The following is a 24,109-nucleotide window of genomic DNA, read 5'->3' on the forward strand; positions in this document are numbered from 1 at the left end:
ATAAATTTTTGGTGTATTATGGAAGTAAAATTTTTTAAAAAATCGTTGCCAACCTTGCTGCTCATGTTTGTGTTTAGTGTGCTTGGCGTTATTTTGTTTTATAATTTATTAACACCGAATAAAAAATTACCAATTTACAGTCCAACAGATGTAAACCCAAAATTGGTAGATGCTTCTTTGCGTCATGTAAAAAAGAACCATAAAATTGCAAATTTTCGTTTACTTGATCAAAACGGAGAAACGATTACGGAAAATACCTATAAAGATAAAATTTATGTGGCCGATTTTTTCTTTACACGCTGCGGAACAATCTGTCCGGTTATGACGACCAATATGGCCTTGCTTCAAAAAGAATTTTTATTAGATGATGAGGTAATGTTGCTTTCTCATTCTGTAACACCGGTAATGGACAGTGTGCCTATTTTAAAAGAATATGCCGAATACAAAGGAGTGATAGCTGATAAATGGCATTTGGTAACAGGGGCAAAAAAAGATATTTACAATTTAGCACGTAAAAGTTATTTTGCTGTTTTAGATGAAGGGGATGGCGGTGAACAAGATTTTATTCATACAGAACAATTTGTATTGGTAGATAAAAATAAAAGAATTCGTGGCTATTATGATGGTACCGATGTAAAAGATATTGCTCGTATTATAGAGGATATTGCCATACTAAAAAAAGAGGATAACTAAATTTGGGTTTTATGAAGGAAATTGATGCAGTCATTAAAAATAGAAAAACGCAAAAGGTTTTGGCAAATAAGGCTTGGCCTGTTGCTTCAAATACAGAGGCCTTAAAAATGACCCTACAAGCGCTTTTAGATTTGGCAGCAGCAGCTCCCTATCATAAAAAATGTGATGAAAAATATACAACTAATACAGACTTAAATTCATGTGTACCCTGGCGTTTTTATGTGTTAGATACTTCCAATTGCAGATTGTTGCTAGAGTTTATTGAGAAAGAAGGTATCAAAGCTGGCAAAATAAATAACATGCTTGCTGCTGCAGACGCATTGCTTATTGGAACTTGGTTACCCGATGGCTCCGATTCAAAAGAAGAGAGTGCTTTGTTTGAAGGCAGTTTAAAAAACATGGAACATATTGCGGCGGCTTCTGCGGCCATTCAAAATATATTATTGGGGGCTACAGCTAGAAATATCCCAAATTATTGGTCGTCTGGAGGGGTGTTGCGTTGCGAAGAATTGCGATCAGTTTTAAAAATATCCATGGAAGAAATTTTTTTAGGTGCTGTTTTTCTGTTTCCTGAAAATAGTGAGCGTGAAGAAACATTTATAAAACCTGGTGCATTGCGTAACCTAGGCAAAGAAAAAGACACTTGGTCTCGTTGGGTTAATTTGTAAATCGACCTAATTATTTTGTTAGAAATATGGCTATCAAGAGTACTGAAAAACATTCTTTTAAATACTTTCTTTAGAATCATTCTAGTTTAGTATCTTTGTCGACCTATCTTAAATGATTCTAAATTCCATGCGCACAGTAGCCGACTTAAAAAAAGGAGAAATGGGGACCATTGAAAATTTGTCTTTTGACGAAATTCCATTGGCCTTAATGGAAATGGGTTGTATTCCTGGAAAACAAGTAACACTTATTCAGCGTGCTCCTATGAATGACCCATTATATATCAGTGTAAATGGAAGTCATTTTGCCATAAGAAGAGAAACAGCAGAATGTATTGTTTTGACAAAACTGTTGTGCGATGAAATCTAAAAAAAATTTAAATGTAGCCTTAGTTGGAAATCCAAATACAGGTAAAACTTCGCTTTTTAATCAGTTAACAGGACTGACACAAAAGGTTGGGAATTACCCTGGTATTACAGTTGATAAGAAACAAGGGTCTTCCAAATTGCCAAACGGTACTACAGCCACTATTACCGATTTACCAGGAACCTATAGCATCAATCCTACTTCTTTAGATGAAAGTATTGTCTTAGAAACTTTATTAGATAATGACAACGAGAATTTCCCTGATGTTGTTATAGTAGTTGCTGAGGTAGAAAATATCAAAAGAAATTTATTGCTGTTTACACAAGTCAAAGATTTAAAAATCCCCACCATTTTGGTCATAAATATGGCCGATCAAATGGAGCGTAAAGGTATTTTTATAGATATTGAACAGTTAAAAGAAGAATTAAAAACAGAAATAGTTTTAATTAGCGCTCGTAAAAAAGAAGGAATCAATACCTTAAAGAAAAAATTACTAGGCTATAAAAATTTTGATACCAATCCGGTATTAAAAGTTTCTGATAAAATAGACAAAGCTTATTTTGAAGATGTAAAAGCTCGGCTAAAAGGATTTACAACCTACAAATCTTGGTTGCTTATTACGCAAAAAGAACCTGTTAAATTTATTTCAGAAGCTTCTAAGCATGTCATTGAAAATTTTAAAATTGACCAGAGTCGCTTAAAAAAATACCAACACAAAGAAACCATTTATAGATATCAGTTTATAAATGATGTGTTGAAGAAAACTTATAAAATAGACCACTCTAAAGCCAAAGATTTACGAAGTTATTTAGACCGTGTGTTAACGCATAAAGTATTTGGGTATTTAATTTTTACCAGTATTTTATTGCTAATGTTTCAATCGGTATTTGATTGGGCCACCTTACCAATGGATTTTATTGACGTCACTTTTTCAAATTTAAGTGAATGGGCGAAAATGAAACTGCCAGAAGGGGTTATTTCTAATTTAATTACAGAAGGAATTATTCCGGGAATTGGAGGTATCGTTATTTTTATTCCGCAAATCGCCATCTTGTTTTTGTTTGTAGCCACCCTTGAAGAAACGGGTTATATGAGCCGTGTGGTTTTTCTAATGGATAAGGTAATGCGTCGTTTTGGAATGAGTGGAAAAAGTGTGATTCCCTTAATTTCGGGTACGGCATGTGCAATCCCTGCAATTATGGCTACCCGTAATATTGTGGGTTGGAAAGATCGACTAATTACCATTTTAGTAACACCATTTACCACCTGTTCTGCGCGTTTGCCTGTATATGCAATTATCATTGCTTTAATTATACCTGAAGATCGAGTATTGGGTATTTTTAGTTTGCAAGGTTTGGTGCTCATGGCATTGTATGTTTTAGGATTTGCTTCGGCAATTATTTCAGCCTATATTTTAAACAAAGTATTAAAAGTAGATAGTAAAAGCTTTTTTATTGTGGAAATGCCAAACTATAAATTGCCTTCTTTAAAAAACATTGTCTTAGATGTTTTGGAAAAAACAAAGGCCTTTGTATTGGGTGCTGGAAAAATAATTTTAGCTATCTCTGTGGTTTTGTGGTTTTTGGCAAGTAATGGTACCAGCGATTTTAAGAATGCTGAAACTATTGTGACTGAGAAAAATAAAGATTCGAATTTACCTACAGAAGAATTGGAACGAGAAATAGCTTCCTATAAGTTAGAAAATTCTTATATTGGGGTGATGGGGAAAATGATTGAACCTGCTATTGAACCGCTAGGGTATGATTGGAAAATTGGAATTGCTTTGATCAGTTCTTTTGCCGCTAGAGAAGTTTTTGTAGGGACACTTTCAACCATATATAGTGTGGGTAATGATGATGAAGGTACCATCAAACAAAGAATGGCTGCAGAAATTAATCCTGTAACCAAGGAAAAAAGATTTAATTTTCCAGCGGGGATGTCTTTATTGGTGTTTTATGCCTTTGCCATGCAATGTATGGGAACACTAGCCATCGTTAAAAGAGAGACAAAATCGTGGAAGTGGCCGATGTTGCAATTGGTAGGTATGGGACTTTTGGCATATTTAGCAGCATTTGTTACCTTTGCTATATTAAAATAAGAATGATACAAGAAATTGTTATTTATATTTTACTAGGTATTGCACTTTTTTTCTTGTTTTCTAAGTTTTGGAAAAAGATCAAGAAAAAAGGAGCTTGCGATACAAATTGTGATTGCTGATGAAAAAGATTGTTTATTAATAAATTTATAACAATCTAATATGATAAGAAGTGTAAGAGGTGAGGTATGGAAAGATCTTGAATTAGTAGATAATATTACAACCACCAAAAAATATAGAATATCCAATATGGGTCGCTTCTCTTACGAACTTGACGGTAAACAAGTTCTAGCAGGTAAGCCCTTAACAAACGGTTACGAAACTCTTTCCTTAAAAAATAAAGACACCATGAAAAAAGCGACACGCTATGTTCATAAATTGGTGGCTCAAAATTTTTTAGAACAAGGTGACGGTGTTTTTGTAATTCATTTGAACTATGACAAATTAGACAACCGTGTTGAAAATTTGAAATGGGCAACCAAAAGAGAAAAGGAAAAACATCAGTTTGCCAATCCTATTTATATTGATAGAGTATACGTAAAAGGAAGTGCTAAGTTGACCGAAGGAAGAGTCCGAATGATCAAGAAAAAGGTCCTAGATCCAAATAGAAAGACAAGAATGAAAATGATTGCCAAGCAGTTTGGAATTTCTGAAATGCAATTGTATCGTATCAAAACCGGAGAAAATTGGGGTGAAGTTACGATTGATTAAGTCTAGTAGTCTGTAAACGAATTTCAATAAGAAAAGCAAAAACATAAAAAAAACGGATGAAAGAAATTTCATCCGTTTTTTTGTTTTGTTAGAAGTTAAAAGTAACTCCCACTAAAAAGTTTCTTGTGGCTTGTGGGTAAAAATAAGTACCCCAATCAGGATCGTAATAACCGTTAGAGATGTACTTTTCGCTAAAAATATTATTTACCAAAGCGTTAAAAGTAATGCTAGTAAAAACAGATTTAGGAATAAATACATAATTTACATTCAAATCATTTGTGAAGTAGTCCGCAAGTTTTTTGTCACTTTCTTCTAAGTTAGTCAAAAATTGTTCGCTTACATATTTCGATAATAAGGCAAGCTCAAGATTTGCTACTGGTTTTACTGAAATGGTATTGGCAGCTACAATTTCAGGTGAAAAAGAGATGTCCGTGTTTCCAAAATTGGTTGGCACATTATTGATGTCTCTATTAAAATCAAGATTTTTATTATTGCTAAAAGTAGCATTTGGACGAATGCTAATATATTCATTGAATTTAATGTCTGCATCAATTTCAATTCCTAATCGATAGCTTTTCCCACTATTCGTTTTACTAAAAGCACCATTGTTGTCAACTTGCCCTGTCAAGACTAACTGATCCACGTACTTCATATAGTAAATATTGCTATTTAGTTTCATGTTTTCTGATTTGTATCTCCAACCCAATTCAAAGTCATTTAACTCCTCTGGTCTAGGAAAGTCTGCGGTATTAGCAATTTCTTTAAAATCACCTCTACCTGCTTCTTTATGTGCCTTAGCGTAGGAAATATAAAAATTATTAGCTTCGTTTGCAGTATAGCTCAATCCTACTTTTGGATTAAAGAAATTGTATATTTCGTCAACCAAAGGTGCGTTTTTTACTTCTGCCTTGTAGCTTACTCTTCTTTGCTGTAAATCAACAAATCCGTCTAATTTGTCCGTTATTTTATAGCTTACTTTTGCAAAAATGTTGACGTCTGTTTTATTTCCGGGTCTGTCGTAATAAATATCTCTAATTTCGGTAGTTCCTGCAAATCTGTTCCAAATTGTTTCGCCAAAATGACGACCTTCATGTTTGTTTGCAGCTCCTCCTAAAATAAAATCAACCACCTCATTTTTGTAGTTTAATGAGTAGGTGATTCCGTAAAAATGACTGTTTGCGTAGCGTCTAACTATATTATCAGCGTTTTCAGCAACTTGATCAGCAACATTTATTGGGTTTCCATCATCACCCCATGCTTGATTGTATTCTTCATAAAAACCTCTACCTCTTGTGTAATGCAAAGCTACATTCGAAGAAATTGTATTGTTGTATTTTTGATTCCAATGCAATTGCGCATGATCTTGCTTGTAATTATCTACTTGATTGTCGTAAAAAGCACGAATGTTCCAACTGTTATCATAAATAGCTCCCGCTGCATTAAAGGTTCTGTCACTTGCCGCAGTAGCAGCATCAACACCATACCAAGCTTGGTAAGTAATTTCTTCTCCACCAAAAAGTAAGGCTTTTATCAAAGTATTGTCATCGATATAATTTGCCTGTAAAAAATAAGATTCCAAGTCTGAACTTGCTCTATCCAAATAACCATCAGATCTTATTTTTGAAAATCTTCCAGATAACTCAAGATGGTTATTTAATAAACCTGTATTAAATTTAACCGTGTTTTTTAGCGTGTTAAAAGAACCAATTGAACTTGAAATTTGCCCCCCTTGTTTCTGTGAAATACCATCGGTTAATAAATTTAAACTTGCACCAAAGGCACCGGCACCATTTGTTGAAGTTCCTACACCTCTTTGTAATTGAATGTTTTCAACAGAAGAAGTGAAGTCACCAAGGTTTACCCAAAAGGTACCCTGACTTTCAGCATCATTGTAGGGAATTCCGTTTATAGTTACGTTAATTCTAGAAGCGTCAGAACCACGAACTCTTAATGAAGAATATCCGATTCCAGCTCCAGCATCACTTGTTGTAACTACTGAAGGTAAATAGTTTAACAATGAGGGAATATCCTGACCAAGATTTCTTTTTGCCAATTCCTTTTTACTAATGTTGGAATGTGTTACTGGGGCATTGGCACCAACTCGAACAGCAGAAACCAATACTTCATCTAAAACAGCAGCACTTGCCGTTAAAACAAAAGTACTAGTGGTTGTTTCTGAAATTTGAATTTCCTGTGTTATGGTTGCGTATCCCAAGTAAGAAATTTCTAAGTTGTAGCTTCCTTTAGGAACGGATATTCTGAAATTACCATTGGTGTTAGTAGTCGTTCCTTTGTTTAAACTTTTAATTAAAACAGTAGCGCCAGAAAGTGGTGTCTGATTTTCATCTACAACTTTTCCGTTCAACTTACTATTTTGTGCTTGAACAATTATGGAACTAAATAATAGGAATAAAAAAGGTACTAGAAGCTTCGCTTTTTTAAAGGATGTGTTTTTTTTCATTTTTAAAAAATGAATAAAAAGAGGCAATTATTCTTAATATTTAAATTAATCATAATTGTGTATGTATCAACATACGGTTAAAAATAACTCACGTTTTACGCGCGTCCCTTGGCAGCATTACCTGCCCAGGTTCTTTGGGTATGATCTCAGCCTTGCGGCACCCCTTTATTGAGAACGGCGCAAAATTAGGTCACATTTCTGAATAAAAAAAGGAAGTTCGCAATTATTTACAAGAAGCTAAGTGGTTTAAAATAAATAACTTAAAGTATTGTGTGGGCCTAGGTTTACTTTAGTCTTTTTCTACAGCATCCCAAATAGGAATTTTTAGAAATTCAGAAAGTAATTTTGTGTCTTTTCTTAAAACATACAGACTTCCATGATCGATGACATGAAGTCGTTTGCCTGTTTTTAAAACCAAATTTAACTCATAGCTATAATAACTGTTTTCATCTCCAGTTACATATTCTGAAACTATTTGTAAGGCATGTATTTTTGAAAGTTGTATGCAGTTTTTATTTTCTTCTATAGGAGCTAGGGAAGTACTTCTTTTTATTTTTCCTTTGGAGTAATAACCTAAATTTTTATCAAATTTAATTTTTTTCCTATTGTATAAAAAAAGCCAAATACCAATAAGTATAAATAAACCACAGCCAAAATATACGCCTATAAGATTATTACTTGACAGTTGGTTTTGTTCATTTTGAAAAATCTTATAACCAACAAACATTGGAAAGAAAACAAAGAACCAAGGAAAAACATGAAAAAGAATTGTTTTTTCAAAAACAATTTTACGGTCTTTTTGTACCGCGGTATGTGTGCAAAAACTTGTTCCCCCTAGGTTTAAAGGAGTCCATTCTGTAATGTTTGCAATGGGATCTGTTATGTTTTTTGGTTGCGTACAAGGACTTTTCTTGCCAAATAATTTTTGAAGAAATTTCATAAGGAAGCAATCTTACAGTTGGTTTAAAAAATCTTGATTTTCTTCAAATACAGTACCAATCACAACCATATCTGCGCCATGCTTAAAAGCAGTTTGTATGGCTTCTTTCGTTCGTAAGCCGCCACCAACAATTAAGGGTACGCTAACTTCTTTGGCTACTTTAGAAATGATACTTGCTTGTATAGCGGTTTTTGCTCCGGAACCTGCTTCCAAATAAATCAGTTGCTTGCCCATATATTGTCCGGCCAATGCTGTATGTACAATTTTAGTAGGATCACTTTGAGAAATTGGTTTTGTTTTACTCACTCTTTGTACTGCTGTTTCGTTACCACCGTCTATTAGTATATAGGCCGTTGGGATAATTTCCAATTGGGTGTTTTTTAAAATGGGGGCAGCGGCAATTTGTTGGTGAATTAAATATTCAGGATTGTCGCCCGATAACAAGGATAAAAACAAAATGGCATCGGCTTCATTTGTGATTTGATTGTGATTTCCAGGAAAAATTAAAATAGGAAGTGCACATTTTTTTTTGAAGGATTCCACAAATAAATGCGTCACATTATTTTGCACCGTACTTCCCCCAATAAAAATTAAATGGATGGCTTGGTTTTTTATTTTTTCGCAAATTTCATCTAAATCTGAAAGTTTCGTTTTATCAGGGTCTAATAAAAGTGCAATCAGTTTTTTACCTTTTTTCTTTGCAGAAATTATATGTTTTAGAATGGCAGTCGTCATGTTATTTTGCTGCTTTTGGTAAAGCATATACTAAAGTAAAGTCTTCTATAGAAAGAAAATGAATATGGTAGTTTTCCTTTAAATCACCTTTTAAAATCCAGCCGGTAGTTTTGTCGTCATGCAAGGTAAAAGCATCTATAGGTAAATGCTGACTAAATAAAAGTCCGCCATCTGGATGAATTTTATACAAAGATTCTTTGGCGCCCCACAAAACGGTAAGTTGCTCAATTTTATTTTCTTCTTTTAAATAACTATTTTCTTTGTCCACAAATTTATGGGCAATGCGTAAAATTTTATCTCTGTTTTTTTCAATATCGATACCTACACATTGGTGGCTTATAATAACGGCAGAATAGTTGAAAGAATGTGTGATAGAAATATGCTTCCCGTCTTTTAAATGCGGTTTTCCATCTTCGGTATAAAATAAATCAGCGTCCGTATACCCAAATTCTTTTAATAAATGCCGAACACTAACAAACCCTTTTTGATGCATTTCAGATCGCATGCTATGCACGCGTTGTTGGCTCGTTTCTGTTAAATAAATACTTTGCAGTTCTTGTAAGGATTCTGTTATTTTCCATACTAGTACTTTGGTATTTTCGTCAACGATAATTGTTTTCTTTAAAGGCATTTATATTGTCAAAGGTATTTCGTAATTTTGCAATCTAATTTTCACAAATATAAGAACTATGAGTTCAGAAACATCTACATACACAAAATTTAAAGTAAAAGACATTAGTCTAGCTGACTGGGGTCGTAAAGAAATTCATTTAGCTGAAGCAGAGATGCCAGGGTTGATGAGTTTAAGAGAAGAGTATAAAGGACAAAAGCCTTTAGCAGGTGCACGTATCGCAGGATGTTTGCATATGACTATTCAAACCGCTGTTTTAATTGAAACTTTGGTTGATTTAGGTGCTGAGGTAACTTGGAGTTCTTGTAATATTTTTTCTACGCAAGATCAAGCTGCTGCTGCAATTGCTGCTGCGGGAGTTTCTGTTTATGCTTGGAAAGGTTTAAGTGAAGAAGAATTTGACTGGTGTATTGAACAAACTTTGTTCTTTGGAGAAGATAAAAAACCATTGAATTTAATTTTAGATGATGGAGGTGATTTAACCAATATGGTATTGGATCGTTACCCAGAATTAGTTCCTGGAATTAAAGGATTATCAGAAGAAACAACTACAGGTGTACATAGATTGTATGACAGAGTAAAGGCTGGAACTTTACCAATGCCTGCAATCAATGTAAATGATTCTGTAACAAAATCTAAATTTGATAACAAATACGGTTGTAAAGAATCTGCAGTAGATGCAATTCGTAGAGCAACGGATGTAATGATGGCTGGAAAAGTTGCTGTGGTTGCTGGTTATGGTGATGTAGGTAAAGGTACTGCTGCTTCTTTAGCAGGTGCTGGAGCTAGAGTTATTGTTACGGAAATTGATCCTATTTGTGCTTTGCAAGCGGCAATGGACGGTTTTGAAGTTCGTAAAATGGACGATGCTATTTTAAGAGCTGATATTGTAATTACAACTACTGGTAATAAAGATATTATTGTTGGTCGTCACTTCAAAGCTTTAAAAGACAAAGCTATTGTTTGTAATATTGGGCATTTTGACAATGAAATTGACATGGGTTGGTTGAATGAAAACTACGGAGATTCTAAAGTTGAAATCAAACCTCAAGTAGATCAGTATACAATTGATGGAAAAGAATTTTTAGTATTGGCTGAAGGTCGTTTGGTAAACTTAGGTTGTGCAACTGGACATCCAAGTTTTGTAATGAGTAACTCATTTACAAACCAAACATTGGCGCAATTAGAATTGTGGTTGAATGAAGGTAAATACGAAAACGACGTATACATGTTACCTAAGCATTTAGATGAAAAAGTTGCACGTTTGCATTTGGCTAAAATTGGTGTTGAATTAGATGTTTTAAACGAAGAACAAGCTGAATATATTGATGTAAAAGTAGAAGGACCATACAAGCCTGAATACTACAGATACTAAAAAGTGTTGAAAAGTTGAATTGTGTAAACGTTTAACTTATTCCTTCAATACCTTCCCTCAGCAGTTCCCTGAGCTTGTCGAAAGGAGATGGGAATGAAGGATAAACTTTATATAATAGAAGCATAAAAAAACCTCCTCGAATTTTCGAGGAGGTTTTTCTTTAATGAAGAATTTGAACTTTAAATATCTACACGTTCAAAATAACTCTCTAAAAATTCGTCTACTTTTAATTTTAACTCATTGATAGAGATAGATTCTTCTCTAAAAATAGTTAAATTTTCAGCAACCCTATTTCTACTCATACTTGGTTGTACTTCTGCCATTCTAACACCGTTAATTTTTTCTAACAGGCCTTGTAGTTCAGTGTCTAACGAAATATCGGTTAAATAAATTTTTAGGGTTTGTTCCTTGGGTGAATTTCTTATTTCTGTTCTAAAATCTAACATAGGCAAAAGTTTTTGGTTTTTAAAAAGGGCATGTTGCTTAGCAACTCTTCTAAGTTAGTAGTTTCCTTTTGAAAATACAAGAAAATTTTTAAAATCCGTTGGGGGAATTAGTAAAGGAAAGATTGTGTAAGTCTAAAACAAAAAAAACTCGTGTAAGGTTTTCATAGCAATTTTCATTGTTCCTTACACGAGATTAATACACTACCCCTAGTGATCAAAAAATGTTTTTTAGCTATTCGCTAATAAACTCTAAATGCATGCGTGATGTATAAACATCAATGTTTTAGAATGTTTGATACGTCAAAGATGCATTGTTTCTAAGTTGTGGAGAAATGAAATGTGTGAATGGGTATTTTTACCTAGTGAGTGAATTGGTTTTTTGAGTAGGGTATTCTTTTTCTAAGGCCTTGTATTTAGGCTTAACAAAAGTTGATAATAATAAGGATGTTAATTTATTTTTAGTAGTTTTAGTCTTTTAAAAAAAACAGCACCCCTAGGTCAATACGTATGTAATATACAAGTAATCTTTAAATTTAAATTAACATGAAATTTCATTTAAGAAAGTCTCAAGATGAGACAACAAGTATTGCTCTTGAAGTAAATACAGACAATTTGATTTTAGCTACAGAAAACTGTAGTTTAGGACAAGGAACATTGGCCAGTCCAATTATAGCCGATAGCTTTGCTAGTTTTGTAGGCTCTGATTTTCCTAGTTTTAACGCGGGAGAAACCATTGAATTTGAAATAGAACCAGATGACAGTCAGTATGATGCTGAAGTGGTTTGTTTGCTGTTAAATAGTATTGGGAAAGAGGATAATTACAATTCTCAAATGACGGAAGAATTATTTAGAAGTGTTTTTTATTGTGGCAATGGCTCTAATGCAACTCCAATGATTGACGGTGTTTTGTCAGTTTATCCAGATACGCCTACTTCAGCAGGCTTGACAATTAATGCTTCAGAAGATGCAACGAAAGAATTTTATTTTTCCTATAGCATTATTTTTTCTATGGAATTAAACGGACAATTATACTATTACATCATTGATCCAATTATAAAAGTTAGAGGTTCTAGCTATCCTAATTAATCGATAAATTGATTAGATCTACTTATTTTTTATATCAAAGACTGTTTTGCATCATTCTAATTTTAGGATGTTGCAAAACGGTCTTTTCTCAAAATTTAAAAACTGCCGATAGTTTAATTAGTATACTAAAATCTAAAAAATTAACGCCAGTTGAAAGGACGAAAATGTTGTCCTGGGTATCTTGGTATCATCCTAATAGTTTTGTTTCACTTCAATATGCGAATGAATCCTTAAAATTAGCTGTAGAAATCGAAGATCTTCAATTACAAGCAGAGGCTTGGGAAATTATTGGTCATGCTCAAAGAAATTTAGGAAACAGTAGCTTGTCCTTTGAGGCTGCTTTTGAAAGTTTACAAATATATGAGTCTTTGGGGTTGTTGGAATACCAAGCGGCTAGTTATAATCAAATAGCAAACAATTATATACTAGAGAAGGATCATGAAATGGCCATCACCTACTTTAAAAAAGCAAAACCCATATTTTTAGATTTTGAATTGATGTACAAATATTTTAGTACTGTTTTAAATTTAGGAGAATCTTATCGGTTAAATGGGCAATTGGAGTTGGCAGAAGCATCTTTTTTAGAAGTGCTTGAATCAACAGTTATTGAAGAAAATCAAATATTAAAAGGCTATGCTTTGGGAAACTTAGGTATGGTGTATTGTTCCCAACATAAATTTTTAGAGGCCAATAAAAATTTAAAAGAAGCCATAGGTATATTACGAGCTGTAAATGACTGGTATTCTACATCGGTTTATATTGCAGAATTAGGAGAGGTACAAAGAAAAAAGGGGGCTATTTCGGCAGCTGAAACTTATTATTTGGAAGCCTATGCCATGGCTAAAAAAAACGGACTAAAAGAACAGGTTCGAGATTTTAGTAAAATGCTTACCAATTTGTACGAAAAAAATGAAAAGTATGCCAAGGCTTTGAGTTTTCAAAAAACGTATCAAACCTATCAAGATAGTTTGGTCAATAAAACAAATATCAAACAAATAGAACAACTCAAATCAGGGTATGAAATTAACAAGCGTGAGTCTGAAATAAATGTACTTCATATAAAAAACACAAGTCAAAAAAGATGGGTAATTGGTTTAAGTATTGGTGTTTTTGTATTTTTAGTTTTGGCTTATTTGTTATTTATTGGAATAAAAAAAATTAGAAAGGCAAATGTAATTTTGTCTGAACAAAAAGAAATAATTAGTAAAAAGGAACAAGAAAAAGCTTGGTTGTTACGCGAGTTAAATCATCGTGTAAAAAACAATCTTCAAATGATTTCAAGTTTGTTAAATTTACAAAGTAGCAAATTAGATGGGCATCCTGCACAAGAAGCAATTATTACAGGAAAAAATAGAGTAGAAGCCTTGTCTTTGGTACATCGTAAATTGTATCAGGAAGGTGTAGATACACGTATTTACGTAAAAGAATATGTTGAAGAATTAGTACTAGGTTTGTTTCATGGCTACAATGCGCATTTTGAACCAGAATTTGACATAGATGATTCTAGCGTAAGTATTGACATTGCTATTCCGCTAGCATTAATTATAAATGAGTTGGTTATAAATTCTTTAAAATATGCTTATAAAGATATTGAAAAGCCAAAATTTAAAATTAGCATGAAACCCAATGGCGCCAATCGTTTGGGGATAGAAATTGTTGACAATGGAATTGGTTTTGGAGATCTTACCCAAAAGAAAAGTAATTCTTTAGGGTTGAAATTGATTGATTCATTAATTATGCAGTTAGAAGGTAAGGTTGAAAAACTAGAAGGCAAAGGTACCCATTGGAAAATGGAGATTAAATCAAAATAAATTGTAAAAGATAAGTTACCCCATGAGTGAAAAATCGAAAGTGAAAATTATTGTTGTGGAAGATGAAATGTTGTTAGCACAAGACATCATTCAACGATTGACCAATATGAATTACGAAGTTCTTGCTTCGGCAATGACAGCAAAAAGAGCTTTGGAACTGATTGAAGAATTTCCTGAAGTAGATATCTTACTTTTAGACATCATGATTAAGGGAGACAGAGATGGTATTGAGTTGGCCAGAATGATCAAAGAAAAATACGACATCCCCTTTATCTTTTTAACCTCTAATGCCGATGCACATATTGTAGATCGCGCTAAAAGTGTTGAGCCTTATGCCTATATGTTAAAACCTTTTAACGACAGGCAAGTGGGTATTTCTATTGAATTGGCTTTGATGAATTATGCTAAAAAAACACCTGAAAAAGATTTGTTAAAAAGACAAGGTTTTGAAGACAATGAAAACCAAGTGCTGCAAATTAAAGACAGTCTGTTTTTGAAAAAAGACCATCATTTTAAACGTGTGCTGTTAGACGATATTTTGTTTATTCAAGCGGATAATAATTATTCAACCGTTTTTACCAAGTCTGAAAAGTTTTTGTATTCTATTGTTATGAAAAAAATAGAAGAGCAATTGCCCAAAGGGCGTTTTTTAAGAACACACCGAAGTTATATTGTTAACACGCAACTTATTGATGGTTTTGAAGGGAATTTATTACATGTTGGTGGGCATAAAATTCCGATTAGTAAATCGAATAAGCAAGAAGTATTTAAGTTGTTTAAAACGATTTAGACAAAGACTTGTCTAAAATTTATTTTGAGTAGTCCCTTTTTTTAGCCGAATCTATTTTTCATTTTTTTAATAGTATTTTTGCGGCTCTTATTAATAAAATACGAAAGTCTTTTTTATGAAAAGCTCACAAGCAATTTTTTATATGGTTCTCAGTGTCGTAGCATTTTCACTAATGAATGCCGTGGTAAAATATGTAGGTGATTTTAGCGCATATCAAATTGTTTTTTTTAGATCTATCGGTACTTTGTTTTTTACCATGCCTTTGCTGCTAAAAAATAAAATTCCAATTCTTGGAAATCATAAAAAATGGTTGCTCCTTAGAGGGTTGGCAGGCGTAATTTCACTGACTTGTTTTTTTCAATCTTTAAATTATTTGGCCCTAGGTACGGCGGTTTCATTGCGGTATACATCGCCTATTTTTGCGGCAATTTTTGCCCTTGTTTTTTTAAAAGAAAAAATAAAGCCAGTACAATGGTTGTTGTTTTTAATTGCGTTTAGTGGTGTTTTAATTATCAAAGGTTTTGGGGTTGAAGTCAATTCTATAGGATTGGTTTTCGCTATTTTATCGGCTATTTTTTTAGGGTTAATATTCGTGCTTATTCGTAAAATTGGAGACTCAGAACATCCATTGGTTATAATCAATTATTTTATGGTCATGGCTTTTCTTTTTGGCGGACTTATGTCTATCAATCATTGGAAGCAACCAAATATGGTAGAATGGTTGTTGCTGTTAAGTTTAGGGGTTTTTGGTTATGTAGGGCAGTTGTATTTAACCAAGGCATTCCAATCGTATGAAACCAATGTAATTGCGCCGCTAAAATATTTAGAAGTTGTCTTTATGATTCTAATTGGTGCGTTTTGGTTTGGTGAAATTTACAACCTTTGGACACTTTTGGGCGTGCTGTTAATTATGTTCGGACTGATTTACAATGTCTATTTAAAAAGAAGTAAAAATTAATTGTTTAACTCAACCAACCATCTCTATCCAAGCTTCGGTATTGTATGGCTTCGGAAATATGCTGAGGTAAAATACTTGTTTGTTGGTCCAAATCGGCAATAGTTCTGCTAACTTTCAAAATACGGTCATAAGCTCTGGCAGATAAATTCAAACGTTCCATAGCCGACTTTAGCATTTCTTTGGAAGCTGTATCCAAAGCGCAAAATTCACGTATTTGTTTTACAGACATTTGCGCATTGTAATGAATATTTTCAAAAGATTGAAAGCGTTGGGTTTGTATGGCTCTTGCTTTGCTAACACGTGCTCTAATCAATTTGCTTTTTTCACCGGTTCGCTCTTCTGATAATTTTTCAAAAGGAACAGGAGTTACTTCTATATGTATATCAATACGATCCAACAAAGGCCCTGATATTCTTCCTAAATAGCGCTGCATTTCTTGAGGGGTAGAGCTCATAGGGCTACCAGGGTCGTTAAAAAATCCACTCGGACTTGGATTCATACTAGCCACCAACATAAAACTGCTAGGGTAGGTCACCGTAAAACGGGCTCTTGAAATAGTCACTTCCCGATCTTCTAAAGGTTGTCGCATGACTTCCAAAACGGTTCTTTTAAACTCGGGCAATTCATCTAAAAATAAAACACCGTTGTGCGACATGGATATTTCGCCAGGTTGTGGGTATTGTCCGCCGCCGACTAGGGCAACGTCGCTTATGGTATGATGAGGTGAGCGAAAAGGACGTTGACTCATCAAACCAAAATTGGCTTTTAAGCGTCCTACTACGGAATGAATTTTTGTAGTTTCCAAAGCTTCTTCCAAAGTCATAGGGGGTAAAATACTAGGCAAACGTTTTGCCAACATGGTTTTTCCAGATCCTGGAGGGCCAATTAAAATAATATTGTGCCCACCGGCTGCAGCAATTTCCATGCAGCGTTTGATCGATTCTTGGCCTTTCACATCAGCAAAATCAAATTCGGGATTTTCTAGGGTTTCTTCAAACTGTTTTTGAATATCAATTGTGGTAGGTTCTAAAATTTCGGTTTTATCAAAAAAAGAAATAACCTCCAAAATATTTTCAATCCCATAAACGTCTAATCCTTCAACAATAGCAGCTTCATTGGCATTTTGTTTGGGTAATAGCAAACCTTTAAAACCTTCTTCTTTGGCTTTTATGGCAATGGGTAAGGCTCCTTTTATAGGTTGCAGACTTCCATCTAAAGACAATTCTCCCATGATGATAAATTCATTTAAGGCTTCGCTTTTAATTTGGTTAGAAGCAGCTAAAATTCCAATGGCTAAAGTTAAATCGTAAGCCGAACCTTCTTTTCGTAAATCGGCAGGCGCCATGTTTAAAGTGATTTTTTTTCCAGGCAATTTATAGCCAATATTATTGAGAGCCGCAGAAATTCTGTAGCTACTTTCCCGAACAGCATTGTCGGGCAAGCCCACTAAATGGTATCCAATTCCTTGATCGATATTTACTTCAACGGTAATGGTGGTGGCTTCAATACCAAAAACGGCAGAGCCATAAACTTTTATCAACATAGCAATTTGATTTAAGATGTTTAACCTATTTTTTTCTTGAAAATTTCAAATTTTCTAGGTGGTCGAAATTTGCGACGACCTCCTCTTTTTCTTAGGTGCAAGATTTTGTCCACAAGAATTTCTTTCGAAATTGTAGCTGTTTTATTCATAGCCATAGAAAAAATTAATAATAGAAAATACTTCAACTAATAGGAGCTATCGGTTGAAATGCAATTTTTTCTTTTAAAGATAGACAAAAAAGAGGAAAATTAGAAATTCTATTTGTTAGAGTATTGGAGAGGGAATTGTTTATTTTAGCCTAGTCAACCCAGTTTTGTAAAACACCCAATGAACAAAAGAATTACATTAAAGCAGATTGCTGCAGAATTTAACGTGTCTATTGCTACGGTCTCCAAAGCCTTAAAAGATAGTCATGATATTGGTTTGGAAACACGAAAAAAAATTCAGGAGTACGCGGATGAGAAAGGCTACAAACCCAATATTTTTGCCTTGGGTTTGAAGATGAATAAAACGAAAACCATTGGGTTAATTTTGCCCAATATTTTAAATCGGTATTTTGCCAAAGTATTTAGTGGGGTTGAAAAAATTGCCAACGAACACGGTTACAATGTAATTATTTCTATTTCTCATGATAGCTATCAAAAAGAGGTTGCTGCAACCAATTATTTTTTAAATGGAACTGTAGATGGTTTTATAGTATCTATTGCAGAAGAAACCCAAAAGCGACAAGAATACCAACACTTTATAAACACAGAAAAATACGGTGTCGGTATGGTGATGATGGATCGAGTATGTGAAGAAATTTTATGTGATAAAGTGATTGTAGATGATGTGGAAGCTGCTTACAAAGCCACTTCATATTTTATAAAAAACAATCGAAAAAAAATTGCTTTGGTGTCTATTATTAGTGATACCAGTGTAGGGAAATTAAGAATAGAAGGGTATAAAAAAGCATTGCTTGAAAACGGAATTCCCCTAGATGAAAATTTAATTGTAAAAGTGGGCAAGAATGATGATTTGGAAACCTTGCTAAAAATTGTTGTGGGCAGTAGAAAGGTGGATGCCATTTTGTGTTTAGAAGAAACGGCCACAATTGAAACTTTAGAAAGCTTGCAAAAACAGGGTTACAATATTCCAAATGATATTTCTTTGATTGGTTTTACAAATGGTGAATTGGCACAACATGCCACACCAAAAATAACCACTGTAAGTCAGCATGGTGTTTTTATGGGAGAACAGTCTATGAAATATTTATTAGAGCGCTTGCAAAGTATGGAAGACGGCGTAAAATTAGAGCCGCGGATTAAAACGATAAAAACGAGTATTATAGAACGAGATTCTACTATAAAAGAAAAGTAAACTAAAAAAGGGAAGTTCAAACGAACTTCCCTTTTTTAATTGGATTTTGTATAATAGTGCCTACTTTCTAGTAAGTACTTTTTGAACAGCAGCAACAATAGAAGCATTATTTAAACCATATTTTTCCATTAATTGAGCAGGAGTTCCAGATTCACCAAAACTATCGTTTACAGCCACAAATTCTTGAGGAATTGGATTGTTTTTTGCCAATACACCAGCAATACTTTCACCTAAACCACCCATGTAGTTATGCTCTTCAGCAGTTACTACACAACCTGTTTTAGCAACAGAAGCCAATACTGCTTCTGCATCCAAAGGTTTTATAGTGTGCATATTTAAAACTTCAGCAGAAATTCCTAATTTTTCTAATTGCTCAGAGGCTTGTAATGCTTCCCATACTAAGTGTCCAGTAGCAACAATGGTTACATCAGCACCTTCTGTTAATTGGATGGCTTTTCCAATAACAAATTTATTTTCGTGTTCTGTATCTGTATGTTTCGGCATGTAAATAGGCACAACCGGACGTCCAAAACGCAAGTAAACAGGCCCTTCATGTGCAGCAATAGCAATAGTAGCAGCTTCTGTTTGATTGTAATCGCAGGTATTAATAACCGTCATACCCGGTAACATTTTCATCAAACCGATGTCTTCCAATATTTGGTGTGTTGCTCCATCTTCTCCAAGCGTTAAACCTGCATGAGAAGCACAAATTTTCACGTTTTTATCAGAATAGGCAACAGATTGACGGATTTGATCATAAACTCTACCTGTAGAAAAGTTAGCGAAAGTTCCTGTAAAAGGAATTTTACCACCAATGGTTAATCCAGCAGCAATACCGATCATGTTCGCTTCGGCAATTCCAATTTGAAAAAATCTTTCAGGATTTTCTTCAATAAATTTGTCCATTTTTAAAGATCCAATCAAATCTGCACAAAGTGCAACTACATTTGGGTTAGTTCTTCCTAATTCCGCCAAGCCAGCTCCAAATCCAGAACGGGTATCTTTTGATTCGGTGTATGTATATTTTTTCATTTCGTAGATTTAATAGTCGCCTAAAGTTTCAGGATTTTGAGAAAGTCCAATAGCCAATTGCTCATCATTCGGAGCTTTTCCATGCCAAGCATGTGTATGCATCATAAAATCGACACCGTTACCCATTACAGTATGCAATAAAATACAAACAGGTTTTCCTTTACCTGTTCTAGATTTTGCTTCTTTTAAACCGTTAATAACAGCTTCTATGTCATTTCCTTTTTTAACATGTAAAACATCCCATCCAAAGGCGGTAAATTTGGCAGCTAAATCACCCATATTTAAAACATGGTCTGTAGAACCGTCAATTTGCTGACCGTTAAAATCTACGGTAGCAATTAAATTGTCCACTTTTTTAGCAGAAGCATACATAATGGCTTCCCAGTTCTGACCCTCTTGCAATTCGCCATCACCATGTAAGGTGTATACTAATTTGTCATCACCATTTAATTTTTTAGCTTGAGCAGCTCCCAATGCATTTGATAATCCTTGTCCTAAAGATCCAGAAGCAATTCGCACACCAGGCAAACCTTCATGCGTAGTAGGATGCCCTTGCAAACGAGAATTTAACAATCTAAAAGTTGCTAGTTCTGCCACAGGAAAATAACCTCTATGTGCTAACACGCTGTAAAATACAGGAGAAATATGACCGTTAGACAAAAAGAATACATCTTCATGTAGGCCATCCATATCAAATTCACCTTCTTTTAATTCTAGCACTTCGTTGTACAAAGCCACTAAAAATTCTGTACATCCTAAAGAGCCACCTGGGTGACCAGAATTTACTTTGTGTACCATTCTCAAAATATCTCTACGAGTTTGAGAAACGATAGCGTTTAATTTTGCAACTTCCATATTAGTTTCCTTTTGCGTAATCTTTTAAAAATTGCGCCAAACCGCTATCTGTTAAAGGGTGTTTTAGCAAACCTGTAATAGAAGATAAAGGGCCTGTCATGACATCAGAACCAATTTTAGCACAGTTAATTACGTGCATTGTGTTACGTACAGATGCAGATAAGATTTGTGTTTTGTAATCGTAATTGTCATATACCTGTCTAATTTCTTTGATCAAGTGCAAACCATCAGTTGAAATATCATCCAAACGCCCTAAGAAAGGAGAAACGTAAGTGGCACCAGCTTTGGCTGCCAAAAGTGCTTGTCCTACTGAAAACACCAATGTTACATTGGTTTTAATTCCTTTGTCAGAAAAATATTTACATGCTTTTACACCTGCAGCAATCATAGGTAATTTTACCACAATTTGTGGATTTAAAGCCGCTAATTCTTCACCTTGCTGAATCATTCCTTCATAATCAGTTGCAATAACTTCCGCAGATACATCTCCCTCTACAGCTTCACAAATGTCGCGGTAATGTTGTAAAATATTTTCTGCTCCAGTAATTCCTTCTTTAGCCATTAATGATGGGTTTGTTGTCACACCATCTAAAACCCCTAAATCTTGTGCTTCCTTAATTTGTTCAAGGTTTGCTGTATCTATAAAAAATTTCATTGTATTCTATGTTTATTATTAAAGGGGCATTTTATTTACAGTGCCCCATATTTGATTTATTTTTTGTCCCAAAGACCTTCCATTTCTTCCAAAGTTTTTCCTTTGGTTTCAGGAACGTATTTCATGATAAATAAGGTAGCTAGTACACTCATAATTCCATACACCCAATAAGCAAAACCATGGTTGAATTTTTCCGTTAAGAAAGAATTGTCGTTCATCATAGGGAAAGTTAGCGATACCAAATAGTTCGAAATCCACTGTGCTGCTACGGCAACGGCTAAAGCTCTTCCTCTAATTTTATTTGGGAAAATTTCTGCTAGCAATACCCAAGCCACAGGTCCCCAGCTCATTGCGAAACTGGCTACATACAACATCATACAGAACAAGGCCAAATAGCCGGTAGCACCTGCAAAGAAAACAAAACCTAGGGCAATCATGGCAACAGCCATACCTAAGGCTCCAATAATCATCAAAGGTTTTCTTCCGTATTTGTCAACGGTTTTAACGGCAATAATGGTGAATAGGAAATTTACAACACCCACAATAATGGTCATTAATAAAGCACTATCGGTTCCAGAAGAAATGGTTTTAAAAATTTCTGGAGCATAATACAGAACCACGTTGATTCCTACAAATTGTTGGAAAACGGAGATTAGTACCCCTATAATTATAACCAACCAGCCAAATGAAAGAATATGTCCAGATGATTTTTCATTCATCGATGCAGTTATTTCTCCAAGAATTTTATTTCCTTCTTCTTCCCCATTTACTTTGATCAAAACTAGTAAAGCCTCTTCGGGTTTGTTTTGTAGCATTAAAGATCTTGGTGTATCGGGAACAAAAAATAACAATCCTAAAAATAAGCCAGCAGGAATTACTTCAGAAGCAAACATCCATCTCCAACCAACGGCATTTAACCATTCGTCAGATCCACCAGTTTTAGAAATAAAGTAGTTGACAAAATACACCACCATAAATCCACCAACAATGGCTAACTGATTAAATGAAACCAGTTTTCCTCTGCTTTTTGCAGGGGCAATTTCTGCGATGTACAAAGGCGAAAGCATAGACGCCAATCCAACACCAACCCCACCAATAATTCTATAAATGATAAAAACAGTAGATAAAGTATGGTCACCTTCTCCAATAGGAGAGAAAAACATTTCTGGCATTGCAGAACCCAAGGCAGATATTAAAAACAAAACAGCAGCGAGAATCAAGCCTTTTTTTCGACCTAATTTTTTACTGATAACTCCTCCAAAAATACCTCCGATAATACAACCGATTAAGGCACTTGAAACTAAAAATCCTTTAAAAGCACTTGCAGCAGTTTCACTTAGTCCTTTTGGCATTACAAAAAAGCTATCTAATGAACCTACGGTTCCAGAAATAACCCCTGTGTCATATCCAAATAAAAGTCCACCCAAAGTGGCAACTAGCGTTAGTTTTAATAAGTAGCTAGAGTTTGATTTTTCCATGTGATTGTTGTTTAGGTTTATGGGTTTGTAAAAATTAAAAAATAGGATGCCAACAATATGTGGCATCCTATCTTAAAAATTATATATGTTGGTTGATGATATTCTCAAACAATTCTTGTTTACCACTAATACTTGGTAACTCTCCATTGTCTTTTGCGATGGTGTATAAATCTTCAAAAGATAATTTACCTTCTTCAAATTCTTTTCCTTTACCGCTATCAAATGAGCTGTATCTTTTTTCTCTTAAAGAAGTATAGTCAGATTCTCTCATGATTTTGTCCGCTACCAATAAACCTCTTGCAAAAGTATCTGCACCACCAATATGTGCTAAAAAGGCATCTTCCAAATCTGTAGAGTTTCTTCTGATTTTTGCATCAAAGTTGACACCTCCACCTTGCAATCCTCCAGCTTGTAAAAAAACTAACATCGCTTCCGCTGTTTCTTGAATATTGTTTGGGAATTGATCGGTATCCCATCCGTTTTGGTAATCTCCACGGTTGGCATCCACACTACCTAACATTCCTGCTTGTGCAGCAACATCCATTTCATGTTGCATGGTATGACTAGCTAAAGTTGCGTGATTTACTTCTAAGTTGATTTTAAAATCGTCTTGTAAGTTGTGTTTGTTTAAGAAACCAATTACGGTAGAAGCATCAAAATCATATTGGTGTTTTGTAGGTTCCATTGGTTTAGGCTCAATAAAGAAATTTCCTTTAAATCCTTTTCCTCTTGCGTAATCTTTTGCCAATCCTAAAAACTGTCCCATATGGTCTAACTCACGTCCCATATCTGTATTTAATAAAGACATATAACCTTCTCTACCTCCCCAAAAAACGTAGTTTTCACCACCTAATTCCATAGTAGCATCCAAAGCCAATTTAATTTGAGCACCTGCTCTGGCAACCACATCAAAATTTGGGTTTGTAGAAGCACCGTTCATGTATCTTGGGTTAGAAAAACAGTTAGCAGTTCCCCATAATAATTTCACTCCAGAAGCAGCTTGTTTTTCTTTTAAATAGGCAACAATTTCTTTTAAACGAGCTTCAGACTCTTCAAAAGTTGCTCCTTCTTGAATCAAATCAAAATCGTGGAAACAGTAGTAGTCAAATCCCATTTTGGTAATAAATTCAAAAGCAGCATCGGCTTTGTCTTTTGCCGCTTGAATTGGGTCTGCATTTTGATCCCATTCAAAGTTTTGTGTTCCAGGTCCAAAAGGATCCGATCCTTGTCCGCAGAATGTATGCCAGTAAGCAATAGAAAACTTGAAATGCTCTCTCATTGTTTTTCCTGCAACAACCTGATCTGGATTGTAATATTTATACGCTAAAGGGTTTTTTGAATCTTTTCCTTCAAATTTAATTTCTCCAATTCCTTTGAAATACTCTTTATTTCCAATCGTTAATTTTGACATATTTTATGAATT

22 protein-coding genes are annotated in these 24,109 nt (G+C 34.3%); 11 read left to right on the top strand and 11 right to left on the bottom strand.

Features of this window, described 5'->3' with window-relative positions:
* Positions 1 to 18: 18 nt before the first annotated feature.
* The 5 genes from FGM02_RS06470 (at position 19) to FGM02_RS06495 (ending at position 4,531) form a co-directional block, all read left to right on the top strand.
* On the top strand, positions 19 to 693 hold the full coding sequence (locus FGM02_RS06470; protein WP_139957490.1) for an SCO family protein: 675 nt from the start codon (positions 19 to 21) through the stop codon (positions 691 to 693).
* Positions 694 to 704: 11 nt separating this feature from the next.
* Complete coding sequence (locus FGM02_RS06475; RefSeq protein ID WP_139957491.1) at positions 705 to 1,361, top strand: nitroreductase family protein; 657 nt, start codon at positions 705 to 707, stop codon at positions 1,359 to 1,361.
* Positions 1,362 to 1,488: 127 nt separating this feature from the next.
* Positions 1,489 to 1,728 carry a FeoA family protein gene (locus FGM02_RS06480; protein WP_139957492.1) on the top strand — a complete coding sequence of 80 codons (240 nt, stop codon included), beginning with the start codon at positions 1,489 to 1,491 and terminating at the stop codon, positions 1,726 to 1,728.
* Positions 1,718 to 3,823: a ferrous iron transport protein B gene (gene feoB / locus FGM02_RS06485; protein ID WP_139957493.1), complete on the top strand. Its 2,106-nt coding sequence runs from the start codon at positions 1,718 to 1,720 to the stop codon at positions 3,821 to 3,823. Before FGM02_RS06480 ends, feoB begins: the two co-directional genes overlap by 11 nt.
* Positions 3,824 to 3,982: 159 nt before the next feature.
* Positions 3,983 to 4,531: an HNH endonuclease gene (locus FGM02_RS06495; RefSeq protein WP_139957494.1), complete on the top strand. Its 549-nt coding sequence runs from the start codon at positions 3,983 to 3,985 to the stop codon at positions 4,529 to 4,531.
* Positions 4,532 to 4,619: 88 nt separating this feature from the next.
* Here FGM02_RS06495 and FGM02_RS06500 read toward each other — a convergent pair whose 3' ends face one another.
* From FGM02_RS06500 to FGM02_RS06515, 4 genes are all read right to left on the bottom strand, one after another.
* A complete protein-coding gene (locus FGM02_RS06500; RefSeq protein ID WP_139957495.1) occupies positions 4,620 to 6,992 on the bottom strand; it encodes a TonB-dependent receptor in 2,373 nt (790 codons plus the stop codon).
* Between the two features lie 289 nt (positions 6,993 to 7,281).
* Entirely contained in the window at positions 7,282 to 7,932 is a 651-nt protein-coding gene (locus FGM02_RS06505) for a hypothetical protein (RefSeq protein ID WP_139957496.1), read from the bottom strand.
* Positions 7,933 to 7,944: 12 nt separating this feature from the next.
* On the bottom strand, positions 7,945 to 8,667 hold the full coding sequence (locus tag FGM02_RS06510; RefSeq protein ID WP_139957497.1) for a geranylgeranylglyceryl/heptaprenylglyceryl phosphate synthase: 723 nt from the start codon (positions 8,665 to 8,667) through the stop codon (positions 7,945 to 7,947).
* 1 nt (position 8,668) lies between these two features.
* A complete protein-coding gene (locus FGM02_RS06515; RefSeq protein WP_139957498.1) occupies positions 8,669 to 9,298 on the bottom strand; it encodes a 4'-phosphopantetheinyl transferase family protein in 630 nt (209 codons plus the stop codon).
* A gap of 58 nt (positions 9,299 to 9,356) precedes the next feature.
* Here FGM02_RS06515 and ahcY point away from each other — a divergent pair, with 58 nt between their 5' ends.
* On the top strand, positions 9,357 to 10,673 hold the full coding sequence (ahcY, locus tag FGM02_RS06520) for an adenosylhomocysteinase (protein WP_139957499.1): 1,317 nt from the start codon (positions 9,357 to 9,359) through the stop codon (positions 10,671 to 10,673).
* Between the two features lie 179 nt (positions 10,674 to 10,852).
* On the opposite strand, the gene FGM02_RS06525 is transcribed toward ahcY, so the two are convergent.
* Positions 10,853 to 11,119, bottom strand: coding sequence for a hypothetical protein (locus tag FGM02_RS06525; protein ID WP_139957500.1), 267 nt, complete (start codon positions 11,117 to 11,119; stop codon positions 10,853 to 10,855).
* A 543-nt stretch (positions 11,120 to 11,662) separates the two neighbouring features.
* Between FGM02_RS06525 and FGM02_RS06530 the strand changes: the two genes are divergently transcribed.
* The 4 genes from FGM02_RS06530 (at position 11,663) to FGM02_RS06545 (ending at position 15,764) form a co-directional block, all read left to right on the top strand.
* A complete protein-coding gene (locus FGM02_RS06530; protein WP_139957501.1) occupies positions 11,663 to 12,205 on the top strand; it encodes a hypothetical protein in 543 nt (180 codons plus the stop codon).
* Between the two features lie 164 nt (positions 12,206 to 12,369).
* Complete coding sequence (locus FGM02_RS06535; protein WP_139957502.1) at positions 12,370 to 14,016, top strand: sensor histidine kinase; 1,647 nt, start codon at positions 12,370 to 12,372, stop codon at positions 14,014 to 14,016.
* A gap of 22 nt (positions 14,017 to 14,038) precedes the next feature.
* Positions 14,039 to 14,806 carry a LytR/AlgR family response regulator transcription factor gene (locus tag FGM02_RS06540; protein ID WP_139957503.1) on the top strand — a complete coding sequence of 256 codons (768 nt, stop codon included), beginning with the start codon at positions 14,039 to 14,041 and terminating at the stop codon, positions 14,804 to 14,806.
* 115 nt (positions 14,807 to 14,921) lie between these two features.
* Positions 14,922 to 15,764: a DMT family transporter gene (locus FGM02_RS06545; RefSeq protein ID WP_243739363.1), complete on the top strand. Its 843-nt coding sequence runs from the start codon at positions 14,922 to 14,924 to the stop codon at positions 15,762 to 15,764.
* A gap of 4 nt (positions 15,765 to 15,768) precedes the next feature.
* Here the strand turns inward: FGM02_RS06545 and FGM02_RS06550 are convergent, their stop codons facing one another.
* Entirely contained in the window at positions 15,769 to 17,307 is a 1,539-nt protein-coding gene (locus FGM02_RS06550; protein ID WP_139957504.1) for a YifB family Mg chelatase-like AAA ATPase, read from the bottom strand.
* Between the two features lie 327 nt (positions 17,308 to 17,634).
* Between FGM02_RS06550 and FGM02_RS06555 the strand changes: the two genes are divergently transcribed.
* Positions 17,635 to 18,666 (top strand): LacI family DNA-binding transcriptional regulator, encoded by a 1,032-nt coding sequence (locus tag FGM02_RS06555; RefSeq protein WP_139957505.1) that lies wholly within the window; start codon positions 17,635 to 17,637, stop codon positions 18,664 to 18,666.
* Between the two features lie 60 nt (positions 18,667 to 18,726).
* On the opposite strand, the gene FGM02_RS06560 is transcribed toward FGM02_RS06555, so the two are convergent.
* The 5 genes from FGM02_RS06560 to xylA all read right to left on the bottom strand — a co-directional run bounded on the left by FGM02_RS06560 (position 18,727) and on the right by xylA (position 24,097).
* Positions 18,727 to 19,698: a transketolase family protein gene (locus FGM02_RS06560; protein ID WP_139957506.1), complete on the bottom strand. Its 972-nt coding sequence runs from the start codon at positions 19,696 to 19,698 to the stop codon at positions 18,727 to 18,729.
* Between the two features lie 9 nt (positions 19,699 to 19,707).
* Positions 19,708 to 20,553, bottom strand: a complete 846-nt coding sequence (locus FGM02_RS06565) for a transketolase (RefSeq protein WP_139957507.1) — start codon at positions 20,551 to 20,553, stop codon at positions 19,708 to 19,710.
* 1 nt (position 20,554) lies between these two features.
* The gene (gene fsa, locus FGM02_RS06570; RefSeq protein WP_139957508.1) at positions 20,555 to 21,208 is read right to left on the bottom strand and encodes a fructose-6-phosphate aldolase; all 654 of its coding nucleotides are present in this window, start codon (positions 21,206 to 21,208) and stop codon (positions 20,555 to 20,557) included.
* A gap of 56 nt (positions 21,209 to 21,264) precedes the next feature.
* On the bottom strand, positions 21,265 to 22,686 hold the full coding sequence (gene xylE, locus FGM02_RS06575) for a D-xylose transporter XylE (protein ID WP_139957509.1): 1,422 nt from the start codon (positions 22,684 to 22,686) through the stop codon (positions 21,265 to 21,267).
* Positions 22,687 to 22,765: 79 nt separating this feature from the next.
* Positions 22,766 to 24,097: a xylose isomerase gene (gene xylA / locus FGM02_RS06580; protein ID WP_139957510.1), complete on the bottom strand. Its 1,332-nt coding sequence runs from the start codon at positions 24,095 to 24,097 to the stop codon at positions 22,766 to 22,768.
* Between the last annotated feature and the right edge of the window lie 12 nt (positions 24,098 to 24,109).

The sequence above is a fragment of the Flavicella sediminum genome (assembly GCF_006381105.1).
In the GTDB taxonomy this organism is placed as follows: Bacteria; Bacteroidota; Bacteroidia; order Flavobacteriales; family Flavobacteriaceae; genus Flavicella; species Flavicella sediminum.

Excerpts from the sequence above, each read along its gene's own strand:
- FGM02_RS06470 (WP_139957490.1), top strand. The coding sequence starts at position 19 with ATGGAAGTAAAATTTTTTAAAAAATCGTTGCCAACCTTGCTGCTCATG.
- FGM02_RS06475 (WP_139957491.1), top strand. The coding sequence starts at position 705 with ATGAAGGAAATTGATGCAGTCATTAAAAATAGAAAAACGCAAAAGGTT.
- FGM02_RS06480 (WP_139957492.1), top strand. The coding sequence starts at position 1,489 with ATGCGCACAGTAGCCGACTTAAAAAAAGGAGAAATGGGGACCATTGAA.
- feoB (WP_139957493.1), top strand. The coding sequence starts at position 1,718 with ATGAAATCTAAAAAAAATTTAAATGTAGCCTTAGTTGGAAATCCAAAT.
- FGM02_RS06495 (WP_139957494.1), top strand. The coding sequence starts at position 3,983 with ATGATAAGAAGTGTAAGAGGTGAGGTATGGAAAGATCTTGAATTAGTA.
- FGM02_RS06500 (WP_139957495.1), bottom strand. The coding sequence starts at position 6,992 with ATGAAAAAAAACACATCCTTTAAAAAAGCGAAGCTTCTAGTACCTTTT.
- FGM02_RS06505 (WP_139957496.1), bottom strand. The coding sequence starts at position 7,932 with ATGAAATTTCTTCAAAAATTATTTGGCAAGAAAAGTCCTTGTACGCAA.
- FGM02_RS06510 (WP_139957497.1), bottom strand. The coding sequence starts at position 8,667 with ATGACGACTGCCATTCTAAAACATATAATTTCTGCAAAGAAAAAAGGT.
- FGM02_RS06515 (WP_139957498.1), bottom strand. The coding sequence starts at position 9,298 with ATGCCTTTAAAGAAAACAATTATCGTTGACGAAAATACCAAAGTACTA.
- ahcY (WP_139957499.1), top strand. The coding sequence starts at position 9,357 with ATGAGTTCAGAAACATCTACATACACAAAATTTAAAGTAAAAGACATT.
- FGM02_RS06525 (WP_139957500.1), bottom strand. The coding sequence starts at position 11,119 with ATGTTAGATTTTAGAACAGAAATAAGAAATTCACCCAAGGAACAAACC.
- FGM02_RS06530 (WP_139957501.1), top strand. The coding sequence starts at position 11,663 with ATGAAATTTCATTTAAGAAAGTCTCAAGATGAGACAACAAGTATTGCT.
- FGM02_RS06535 (WP_139957502.1), top strand. The coding sequence starts at position 12,370 with ATGTTGTCCTGGGTATCTTGGTATCATCCTAATAGTTTTGTTTCACTT.
- FGM02_RS06540 (WP_139957503.1), top strand. The coding sequence starts at position 14,039 with ATGAGTGAAAAATCGAAAGTGAAAATTATTGTTGTGGAAGATGAAATG.
- FGM02_RS06545 (WP_243739363.1), top strand. The coding sequence starts at position 14,922 with ATGAAAAGCTCACAAGCAATTTTTTATATGGTTCTCAGTGTCGTAGCA.
- FGM02_RS06550 (WP_139957504.1), bottom strand. The coding sequence starts at position 17,307 with ATGTTGATAAAAGTTTATGGCTCTGCCGTTTTTGGTATTGAAGCCACC.
- FGM02_RS06555 (WP_139957505.1), top strand. The coding sequence starts at position 17,635 with ATGAACAAAAGAATTACATTAAAGCAGATTGCTGCAGAATTTAACGTG.
- FGM02_RS06560 (WP_139957506.1), bottom strand. The coding sequence starts at position 19,698 with ATGAAAAAATATACATACACCGAATCAAAAGATACCCGTTCTGGATTT.
- FGM02_RS06565 (WP_139957507.1), bottom strand. The coding sequence starts at position 20,553 with ATGGAAGTTGCAAAATTAAACGCTATCGTTTCTCAAACTCGTAGAGAT.
- fsa (WP_139957508.1), bottom strand. The coding sequence starts at position 21,208 with ATGAAATTTTTTATAGATACAGCAAACCTTGAACAAATTAAGGAAGCA.
- xylE (WP_139957509.1), bottom strand. The coding sequence starts at position 22,686 with ATGGAAAAATCAAACTCTAGCTACTTATTAAAACTAACGCTAGTTGCC.
- xylA (WP_139957510.1), bottom strand. The coding sequence starts at position 24,097 with ATGTCAAAATTAACGATTGGAAATAAAGAGTATTTCAAAGGAATTGGA.